This window comes from Flavobacterium sp. NG2, assembly GCF_034119845.1.
Lineage (GTDB): Bacteria > Bacteroidota > Bacteroidia > Flavobacteriales > Flavobacteriaceae > Flavobacterium.
The window spans coordinates 800072-810669 of sequence record NZ_CP139420.1; the positions used below are offsets into that span (position 1 = coordinate 800072).

Consider the following 10598-nt stretch of genomic DNA (forward strand, 5'->3'; position numbering starts at 1 on the left):
TCTGTTTTAAAATTTTATCGCAACGTATATCGTAAACCAAAAAAGCTTCGAATGCCTTGGTTAGGTCCATACACATATCCTGGGTCAAAAGTCAGTGCATAAGGATTGTCAGCTGTAGCCTGTACGTTTCCGTTTCCATCAAATTGCACATTTTTATCAAAAGGATCATTAGCTCTTGCGATAATAAAAGGATTTCCCTTGTTAGGTGTCCAATTCAACAGATTCTTAACTCCTGCATAAATTTCGATATTCTTAAACTTATTAAAAGTAAACTGAATGTTTTGAACGCTCCATGTAGGCGAAAATTCGCTTCTTGGATCTAAGTCACCCAAACGAGGCAAACGCATCGGGCCATAAACATTTCCAGTATAATCCACATCCAAAAACAAATCACTAATGCGATACGAAATCGCCCAAGTACCCGAGAATTTTTCAGTTAAAATTTGCTGAGTTGTAACCTCATCTTCCGTTTTCGTCACATCCATATAGGTCGCACCCAAAATCAATTTCAAACCATTATAAAAAATCATATCCACATTGGCACTAACTCCTTTAGTGACAGCATGACCATCTAAATTCTTGTAGATAATCTGATTAGGATTTGTATCATAATCTGGTATAATAGAATTACTAAAACGGGTGTACCAAGCCGTTGTTTCTAGCCCTATAAAATTTCCGTTTCCTGTATATATTTTTTTTAAGTAATTCAAATTAGCATTATACGAACGTTCCGGCTTTAATTCTTCCAGCACAATGACATCACGTGAACCCGTTAGTGCTGCGTGTTCTTCGGTAAATAAATTTACAATTCGGAAACCTGTTCCGGTGTTAAAACGCAAAATATTGTTATCGTTTATTTTCCATTTGTAAGCAAATCTAGGAGTAAATATATTTCCGTGATTGCGATTGTAATCGTAACGAGCACCCAACAGTATTTTGTGAGTGTCATTGAAGGCAATTTCGTCTTGTACAAATAAACTCGGAATCCAATTGATATCTTCTTCAATTGTTGCCGTAGTATTGTCATCGTAATATTGATAACGCAAAGCAGTTCCAAAAAGCAAATCGTTTTTGTTTATTTTTTTATCCCAAGTCAGTTGCCCAAAACCGATACGTTGTTGCGCTAAAAAAGGCATATCTCCGTAAACCGAATTTTGATCGTGGTCAGTATAGGAGAAACTGAAACGCATTTTTTCTACAGTTGGCAAATCATAAGCTCCTAACAACTCCCAACGTTTGGTATAAATACTTTCGCCATAAACCTCATCACCACCACGGTAAGATTTGTTCCATTGCAACTCACCTCCCCATCGGTCTTCATAAAAATAACGACCTGCAAGGGATAGCAATTTGTTGCTTTTTCTATTAAAATTCCATTTTTGAAACGCGGACACTCGGTCTTGTAAGGTCACATCGGTAAAATTATCATGGTTGTTATCAATAGGATTGCTATAATTAAAATAATTTACTCCCGTTAAAACAGATGCTGTCTTTCCAACATTTCCTTTAAATCCCAAATCCAAATTCCATTCACCCCAATCCGTCACAAATGAATCAGCTGAAAATAAAGGCGCATTGTTTGGGTTTTTGGTAATAATATTGATTAGCCCTCCTACTGCTTCACTACCATATAAAGAAGAAGCTGGTCCTTTTACTATTTCAATTCTCTCCAAAAGAGAATTCGGAATTCCCGACAATCCATAAACAGTAGACAACCCACTCACAATAGGCATTCCATCAATTAACACCAAAGTATAAGGACCTTCAAGACCATTAATATGGATGTCTCCCGTATTGCAAATGTTACAGTTTAATTGTGGTCGTACTCCATTGACATTCTGCATAGCATCAAAAACATTGGCAGTTGGATTTTTCTTGAAAAATGAAGTTTTATAAACCTCAACTGGTACTGCACTTTCTAGCCTGCTAACTGGTTTAAGTGTTCCAGTAACCACGACTTCGTCTAATGAATGCGTTTCTTTTAATTCAAAATCAACAATTAATTCAGTGCTATCTGCAACTGTAATAGCAATCTTCTCAGTTTTGAAACCCGTGTAAGACACGATCACTTCATAATTTCCTGGAAGAATATTTTTTAGTGTGTAACTTCCCTTTTCATTAGTCACAGTGGCTTTGTTTGACTTTCTCAGAATGACATTTGCCATTTGCAATGGCCTACCATCACTTACAACAGTCCCTTTTATTTCTGACTGAGCCATTATAACATTACTGATTAACAAACAGAAAGCAAGAATTAGATTTTTCACAATAATATTTTAGTTATGATTTAATTTAAAATTTAGGCAAATCTAAAAATTATATTTTATAAAACAAAAAAATAGATTTATATTTGCCTCAAACCACTAAAAATGAGCAAATCATTAGAAGAAGTACACGAATCGGTTACTACTCAGAATAAAAAATCAGTTTTCAAAAAAATAGTTGCCTTTTTTGGCCCGGCCTATTTAATTAGTGTCGGTTATATGGATCCAGGAAACTGGGCGACAGATATTGCCGGAGGTAGTCAATTTGGTTATGCCTTACTTTGGGTATTGTTGATGAGTAATATCATGGCTTTATTACTTCAAAGTTTAAGTGCACGACTAGGAATTGTTACCCAGCGCGATTTGGCACAAGCCTCAAGGGAGACTTATTCGCCGTTTATCAATTACATTTTATATTTTTTGGCAGAGATTGCCATTGCGGCCTGTGACTTGGCCGAGGTTTTGGGTATGGCCATTGGTATCAATTTATTATTTGATATTCCGCTAATCGAAGGGGTGATGATTACGGTTTTGGACACCTTCCTATTATTGTTTTTAATCAATAAAGGCATCCGAAAAATGGAGGCTTTTATCATCACTTTGGTAGCAGTCATAGGTGTTTCCTTTATTTTTGAGATGATTTTTGCACAGCCTGTCATTGGAGATGTTGTTCTAGGACTTATCCCAACGATGCCAAATGAAACGGCCCTATATATTGCTATAGGTATCATTGGAGCAACGGTGATGCCACACAATTTGTATCTTCATTCTTCTTTGGTACAAACACGAAAATTTGATCGTTCCAAAGTTGGAATCAAACAAGCCTTAAAATACAATTTAATCGATTCGACTATTGCGTTAAACTTGGCATTCTTTGTCAACGCAGCAATTTTAATATTGGCAGCAGCCACATTCTACAAAGTGGGCATGTATGAAGTAGCCGAAATTCAAGATGCTCATCGCTTTCTCCAACCATTATTAGGAACAAAATGGGCTCCTATTTTATTTGCAGTAGCCTTAATTGCTGCTGGACAAAGTTCCACTATTACAGGTACATTGGCTGGACAAATCGTTATGGAGGGCTATCTAAACCTAAGAATACAGCCATGGGTTCGCAGAATTATTACCCGCCTAATTGCGATTGTACCCGCTGTTATCGTCATTACCATTTTTGGCGAAAGTGTCACTGGAAAATTATTGATTTTGAGTCAGGTGATATTGAGTTTACAACTGGGATTTGCTATTATTCCGCTAATCCATTTTGTAAGTGACAAAACCAAAATGAAAGGATTTCATATTGGAAAACTGACACAAATCGCTTCTTGGATTGTAGCAACTATCATTGTCTCCTTGAATGCAAAATTAGTTTATGATGAAATCAAAGGGTGGTTAGAAACCTCCGAAAACCCTACAATATTATGGCTTACGGTAGTACCATTAGCCATTAGTTTTTTAATTTTATTGTTATACATCGTTTTTAAACCTTTTGTAACCAAATCGAAAACCAACATTCACAACCATTCGCCTCACCATTTGAAATTACAATTTTCAAAAGCGGCTATCTATTCGAAAAAAGATATTGCCGTAGCAGTCGACTTTACGACTGCCGATGAAGTTGCCTTGAATAGCGCCTTTGAACTCGGAGGGACAGCTGCTAATTACACTTTAATTCACGTCGTTGAAACGGTAGGAGCACTTATTTATGGTGATGATGCGGATGACCACGAAACTTCCATCGACGAGAAATTATTAATCCAATACCAAGAGATGTTAATTGACAAAGGCTTTAAAGTTAGCGTCCAACTCGGTTTTGGGACACCAGACAAAACCATTCCTCTACTAATTGATAAAGGAGATTTTGACATCCTTGTAATGGGAACACATGGACATACCGGTTTCAAAGATTTAATTTTAGGGACAACTGTAGATAAACTGCGTCACAAAATTTCGATACCTTTGTTGATTGTAAAAAAATAGACACTAAGAATATGAGATGCTAAGCTTCTAAGGTTTTTTTGAAATCTTTCAACTTAGTGTCTTAGAATCTTAGAATCTTAGAACCTATATAAATGACGCACTCAGAAGAAAACTACCTCAAAGCCATTTATCATTTAACCAGTAGCACCAATACTGATGTGAGCACCAATGCCATTGCTGAAACAATGGAAACCAAGGCTTCATCTGTTACCGATATGATAAAAAAACTGGCCGAAAAAGACTTGGTAAACTACAAAAGATACCAAGGCGTTTCCTTAACTATAAAAGGAGGCTTGGCAGCCAAGATGATTGTTCGAAAACACCGACTATGGGAGGTGTTTTTAGTTGAAAAACTTGATTTTTCTTGGGACGAAGTGCACGATATTGCTGAACAATTAGAACATATCAAATCCGAAAAACTGATTAACAAACTCGACGATTTCCTCGGAAACCCTACTGAAGACCCACACGGTGACCCTATTCCAGATGCTCAAGGTCAAATTCAAAAAATTGAAAAACAATTACTCTCTGAATTAACCGCAAATCAAATAGGAATTTGTGTAGGTGTAAAAGACACTTCTTCAGAATTTTTAAAATACTTAGACAAACAAGCGATTTCACTTGGCTCACAAATTGAATTTATAGAAAAAGAAGAATTCGATTTATCTTTAAAAATCAAAGTAGATAACACCATTTTAAGTATTTCGAATAAGATTGCTAGCAATATATTTGTGAAGTTAAATTAGGAATTCTCCTTTTGTTTTTGTAAATTGTTTAGTACAACAAAAACAAGTTTATATGAATATCAAAATTACATTATTTGCAATAATCTCAACTAGTTTGGGATTCGCACAAGATTTTACCACGATGTCTGTGAGAAAAACTATGAGTCAAGGAACACAACCCGGAATAGAAATATTTATTCCAAAAGTATCCGAAGATCATATTGAAGATGCAATAGACGAGATTACAAAACCCTATAAAGGAAAAACCAGAAAAGTAAAACGTTCTGATGAATTTTATTTAGATAATGCTTCTATTGGAGAAATAAGCCCTAATACGATTGACATTCATCAACTTCTAGAAAAAAAAGACGATGGATACAATTATACCGCTTATTTTAATCTTGGTGGTGTATTCTTAGATAATGCCTATAGCCCAGAGAAATTTGCTTACGCCAATGAAATTGTAAAACGTATTGCCCTAAAGGCCTCAGAATTACGAATGGATGAAATCTTAAAAGAGGAAGATAAAATCTTAAGAAAACTAGAAGACGACAAAGAAGATTTATCCAAAGACAACGAGAAAGCCTCTAAAGACATTGAAAAAGCTAAAGACTTAGTCGCTAAAAAAGAAAGAGAGATTGAGGAAAATCTAAAAATGATTGAGTCAAAAACAGCTGATATTGAAAGTCAGCGTCAAAAAGTAGATGCTCTTCAAAATGAAAGAGCCTCTTTGCTTAGATAAAATTCAGTATTACAATAAAAAAAACCGCCAATTCTAAAATTAAGGATTAGAATTGGCGGTTTTATTTTTATGTTTTTTTCAAAAATACGCTGTTTAATGACAACCACAATCGTCTCCACCACAGTCTTTTTTCGACTTTTGTTTCTTCTTCCAGAAAAACTTCTTGATTAAAAAAGCAAGCGCTATTGCTAAAGCACTAAAAGCTAAAAATTCCTGCATATTAGTTTATTTTAAAAATTGAAATGCAATTAAAGCTACGATATAGGCAAACCCACTCATAAAGATTAATTGTGTCAATGGCCACTTCCATGAGTTGGTTTCCTTTTTGGTAATCGCCAATGTACTAGCACATTGCAAAGCGAAAGCATAAAACAAGAGTAACGAGATTCCCGAGGCGAAATTGAATATTTTATTTCCTGTAATAGGATTAATTTCGGCTCCCATTTTTGTTTTAATAGTATCCTCGTTTTCCGTCCCTCCTACACTATAAATTGTAGCCAAGGTACCAACAAAAACCTCTCTAGCAGCAAATGAACTAATAATAGCAATCCCTATTTTCCAATCATAACCTAGAGGCGAAATTACTGGCTCAATGGTCTTCCCCATGATACCAATATACGAATTTTCAAGTTTATAAGAAGCAATCTTATTGTTCATTTCAAACTCTCCTAACGAACTGTTTTCGACTTTTGAACGCAATATTGCATCTGCTTCATTAAAGCTTTTTCCGGGACCGTATGAAGCCATAAACCATAAAACGATGGATATAGCCAAGATGATTTTACCCGCACCAAACACGAAAGCTTTCGTTTTTTCGATTACATTAATCGAAACGTTCTTAAACATGGGTAATTTATAATTAGGCATTTCCACTACAAAGAAAGTCTTCCCTTTTATTTTCATCACTTTGTTTAAAACATAAGCAGCAAAAATAGCCATTCCAAAACCCAATAAATACAACAACATCAACGTAAGACCTTGAAGGTTTAGGAATCCTAAAGCATATTCATCAGGAATGACCAAGGCAATAATAATCGCATATACAGGCAACCTAGCCGAACAGGTTGTAAATGGTGTTACCAAAATAGTAATTAATCGTTCTTTCCAGTTTTCGATGTTTCGAGTCGCCATAATGGCTGGAATAGCACAAGCTGTACCCGAAATTAAAGGCACCACACTTTTGCCTGACAAACCAAATTTTCGCATGATTTTATCCATTAAGAACACCACACGGCTCATGTATCCACTTTCTTCTAAGATGGATATAAATAAAAACAAAAAGGCAATTTGAGGTATAAATATCAAGATACCTCCGATTCCAGGTATAATTCCCTGCGAAAGTAAATTTGTAAAAACTCCTTCTGGTAAATTTGCAGATGCTAATGAACTCAAGGAAGCAAAAGTCGCATCAATAAAATCCATTGGGATTTTTGACCATTCAAAAATAGATTGGAAAATGATAAACAAAATAGCAAAGAAAATCACATAACCCCAAACTTTATGCGTAAGCACACGGTCGAGTTTTGAACGGAAATCTCTAGCTATCTCAGTATTTACCTCCAAACCTTCTTTCAACACATCATTGATGAATTGATACCTTTTGATGGTTTCTTTTTGTTGAAGACGCTTTAAATCCGAATGGGACTTCGTAAACGAACTTTGAATTTCCTTACGTTCTAAGTTCAAAAAATTTACGTCTTGCGTGATAACCAACCATAATTTATACAATAACTGATTAGGGAATGCCTTACGCAAACTATCAAAATACTCCGTGTCAATCACAGAAGCATTCAAACAAGGTTCGCTTGAAATGGTTTTATAAGTAACTATTAGTTTTTTTAATTCTTGAATTCCAAAACCCTTACGAGAACTCACCAAGGCAATTTTAGTCTTCAAATGTTCTTCTAAATACGGAATATTTAAAGTAATTCCTTTTTGTTCCATTCTGTCGGCCATATTAATGACTAGTATAGTAGGAATTTCAAGGTCTTTGATTTGGGTAAAAAGAAGTAGATTTCGCTTTAAATTCTCAACATCAGTTACTACTAGAGCAACATCAGGATATAATTTATCATTTTTATTTAAAAGCAATTCAATCACCACATTCTCATCAATAGAACTGGCGTTTAAGCTATAAGTTCCTGGTAAATCAAGAATATTAGCTTTGATATTGTTGGGTAATTTACAAAAACCTATTTTTTTCTCAACAGTAATGCCGGGGTAGTTCCCTACTTGCTGATTCAAACCCGTTAATTGATTAAAAACCGAAGTTTTTCCCACATTAGGGTTTCCTATTAAGGCAACATTGATATTCTCGTTAATCATTTTAAAGTTTGATTTGGACTAATTCAACTTCAATTTCAGCGGCAGTTTCCACTCGAATAGCAAGATGAGAGCCATTTATGTCTAAATACAAAGGATCTCCAAAAGGAGCTATTTGCAACAACTCCACCATATTGCCGGGTAAACAACCCATTTCGAGAAGCTTTAACGGAATGATATCAATATCAAAATCTTTGATAATGGCTTTTTCGCCTTTTTTGAGAGAATTGATTGTGGTACGCAAGTCTTATTTAGATTGAATTAAGATTGCAAAAATACATATTATAATAAGAATACGAATGATATTTATCATTTTTATAGCTTTTAAAGCCTAAAAATCAAGACTGTTATTTTTGGACCCTATTCTGTCAAGAGCGAATGTTTTAAATAAGACTGAAAGTTGTAATTAATTCAAGTTGCTAGTTAATAGCCTTATTTAATTGTAGTCCAAAGACAAATAGTGTTAGTTTTATTAAAAAACCTTCTAATGTAACAGCATGAATTGTTCTTGGAAACATTTTCTTTATATCACTTATTGTTGTTTCTACTCTTTTCCTCATCTTGAGTTTTTCGTTTTTTTGTTCTAGCGTATCAATTCTTTTAGCATTTGACTTACGTTGAATTTTTAATAAGATGCATTTTTTATTTAATGCAATGTCTTCTAGTCCGTAATCTGTATAGGCACTATCACCATATAATGAAGCTTCTACATGTAATTTATCAATCATTTTCCCTAAAGCTTTTGCATCGCCAGTTTTTCCTGGCGTGAAATGAAAAGCTATTGGAATCCCATCCTTTGTGGTGAGTAATTGTACTTTTACTCCATAAAAATAACTTCGCATACTGGCAGTATAGCCTCTCCATTTATTACCTGAAACAATCTTACAATTTGTAATCCTCATATTGTTGCAAACTGAAACAGGAAAAGAATCAATGATATAATGCATTTCACAACAGAAATCTTTAAAATAAGAACTTACTATCTCAAATAACTCGTATAAAAGTTTTCCAACTTTATGTAAACGTCTATTGAATCTACTCTTATCAAGCATATTAGGGATGAATCCATATTGTTTCATAAATTTTATAGCAGAGCAATGATTACCATAAAAACTCGTTGAAGAAACTATTGCAGTCAAGATAATTTCGCTATCACTAACTTGTCTTCTTACATCTTCAACATGTTGAATTCCTTGTAAAATATCATCTATTAAACAAAAAATTGATATAATTTTGTCTTTACAAAGCATTGGGGAGGTTTATTGGTTCGCAAAACAAATTTACTTAACCTCTGCTTTGTTTTTATACTACAGCAACTAGCAACTTGAATTAATTACACAAAGTAGCACCAAGTTTCTTTTAAATTTATACTAACCTCAAACTTAACTTTCAAATTAACGAGAGCTCGAGCAAGCCTATATTATGTCATTGTTTCACAAAGATTCACAAAGGAAAAGCACAGAGCTACACAAAAGATAATTAAGTATTTAGTTTAGTCAACAACAATCCGCAAAGTTTGTCATTCCAAAAGAATCTATGGTGTGGTGAGCGCTTTGTGTAGTTAGCAGAAATTTATGTTGCGAATTTGCCGAGTTTTTGTGGGCACAAAGGCATAGACTTTTGCCCAGCACCTACACTTTATGGAGTTGCGATTTTTTCTATTCTTTTGATAGAAAACTTGAAATTTCTTTGTGTATTTCTGGAATTTTATTTTTCATGACATCCCAAACTATGCTGTAGTTTACCCCCATATAATCGTGAATAAGTCTGTCACGCATTCCAGCCATATTTTTCCACTGTATGGTTTTCCACTTATCTTTAAAGTCAGCTGGAATTTTCTTTGTAGCTTCTCCTATAATTTCTAAACTTCGGACAACTGCGCGTTTTAAAGTTTCATCTTCAACGAAATTATCAAACGTTAAGTTTTTGCTAACAGAGACTATGTATGAACATTCGTCTATAATATGCCTTAAAAATTCTTTTGGATCTTTAGACATATTGAACTTCTTTTAAAATTTGTGGGCCAATATATGGGCTTAAGCCGTTTTTAGTAACAACTTCAATTTTTTCGTTTTTGAAAATTTTTTCAAACAAATCATAAACGGCCATATAATTATCAAAATTTTCTTTTTCAGGTTCAAAATCAATCAACAAATCTATATCACTTTCGCTAGACTGCTCATTGAGAATATAAGAACCAAACAAACCAACTTTTCGAATACCAAATTTCGAAAGCTTTAGTTTGTTAGATTTAAGTGTTTTTAATATTTTCTCTTTTGTTGTCATTTCAAACTTTTTTCAAATATACAAAAGTTTGTCTTCAGATGCAGAGTCCCCGAAAAATTACAACCAGCCAAGATATAACAATCTGGTTCAAATACAGTTGCGCGGTAGCTATGCTTTTCTAATCAGAATATTATATGTCATTAATTAACAAAGATTCACAAAGGAAAAGCACAGAGCTACACAAAAGATAATTAAGTATTTAGTTTAGTCAACAACAATCAGTAAAGTTTATCAATCCGTAGGAATCTCAAGTGTGGTGAGCGCTTTGTGCGAGACGCTTAG

General features: G+C 34.2%; 11 protein-coding genes and 1 pseudogene. 5 read left to right on the top strand and 7 right to left on the bottom strand.

Annotated elements, in window-relative coordinates; translation table 11 throughout:
* Positions 1-14 precede the first annotated feature (14 nt).
* A complete protein-coding gene (locus tag SLW70_RS03295; protein ID WP_414458237.1) occupies positions 15-2267 on the bottom strand; it encodes a TonB-dependent receptor in 2253 nt (750 codons plus the stop codon).
* A gap of 102 nt (positions 2268-2369) precedes the next feature.
* Here SLW70_RS03295 and SLW70_RS03300 point away from each other — a divergent pair, with 102 nt between their 5' ends.
* The 5 genes and pseudogenes from SLW70_RS03300 to SLW70_RS03310 all read left to right on the top strand — a co-directional run bounded on the left by SLW70_RS03300 (position 2370) and on the right by SLW70_RS03310 (position 5708).
* The gene (locus SLW70_RS03300) at positions 2370-4241 is read left to right on the top strand and encodes an Nramp family divalent metal transporter (protein ID WP_320890572.1); all 1872 of its coding nucleotides are present in this window, start codon (positions 2370-2372) and stop codon (positions 4239-4241) included.
* Between the two features lie 92 nt (positions 4242-4333).
* A pseudogene (locus SLW70_RS16675) lies at positions 4334-4453 on the top strand (metal-dependent transcriptional regulator); the annotation flags it as partial.
* Entirely contained in the window at positions 4444-4590 is a 147-nt protein-coding gene (locus SLW70_RS16680) for a hypothetical protein (protein ID WP_414458243.1), read from the top strand. The pseudogene SLW70_RS16675 and the gene SLW70_RS16680, both read left to right, overlap by 10 nt.
* Positions 4547-4987, top strand: coding sequence for a metal-dependent transcriptional regulator (locus SLW70_RS03305; protein WP_414458244.1), 441 nt, complete (start codon positions 4547-4549; stop codon positions 4985-4987). The genes SLW70_RS16680 and SLW70_RS03305 overlap by 44 nt, the downstream gene beginning before the upstream one ends.
* A gap of 52 nt (positions 4988-5039) precedes the next feature.
* Entirely contained in the window at positions 5040-5708 is a 669-nt protein-coding gene (locus SLW70_RS03310) for a hypothetical protein (protein WP_320890574.1), read from the top strand.
* 93 nt (positions 5709-5801) lie between these two features.
* On the opposite strand, the gene SLW70_RS03315 is transcribed toward SLW70_RS03310, so the two are convergent.
* The 6 genes from SLW70_RS03315 to SLW70_RS03340 form a co-directional block, all read right to left on the bottom strand.
* Entirely contained in the window at positions 5802-5927 is a 126-nt protein-coding gene (locus SLW70_RS03315) for a FeoB-associated Cys-rich membrane protein (RefSeq protein WP_320890576.1), read from the bottom strand.
* A 6-nt stretch (positions 5928-5933) separates the two neighbouring features.
* Positions 5934-8033 (bottom strand): ferrous iron transport protein B, encoded by a 2100-nt coding sequence (feoB, locus tag SLW70_RS03320; protein WP_320890577.1) that lies wholly within the window; start codon positions 8031-8033, stop codon positions 5934-5936.
* A 1-nt stretch (position 8034) separates the two neighbouring features.
* Positions 8035-8274, bottom strand: a complete 240-nt coding sequence (locus SLW70_RS03325; protein WP_239863144.1) for a FeoA family protein — start codon at positions 8272-8274, stop codon at positions 8035-8037.
* 175 nt (positions 8275-8449) lie between these two features.
* Positions 8450-9280: an IS982 family transposase gene (locus SLW70_RS03330; RefSeq protein WP_320888702.1), complete on the bottom strand. Its 831-nt coding sequence runs from the start codon at positions 9278-9280 to the stop codon at positions 8450-8452.
* Positions 9281-9688: 408 nt separating this feature from the next.
* The gene (locus tag SLW70_RS03335; RefSeq protein WP_320890578.1) at positions 9689-10027 is read right to left on the bottom strand and encodes a DUF86 domain-containing protein; all 339 of its coding nucleotides are present in this window, start codon (positions 10025-10027) and stop codon (positions 9689-9691) included.
* On the bottom strand, positions 10020-10316 hold the full coding sequence (locus SLW70_RS03340; RefSeq protein WP_320890580.1) for a nucleotidyltransferase family protein: 297 nt from the start codon (positions 10314-10316) through the stop codon (positions 10020-10022). The genes SLW70_RS03335 and SLW70_RS03340 overlap by 8 nt, the downstream gene beginning before the upstream one ends.
* Positions 10317-10598 lie beyond the last annotated feature (282 nt).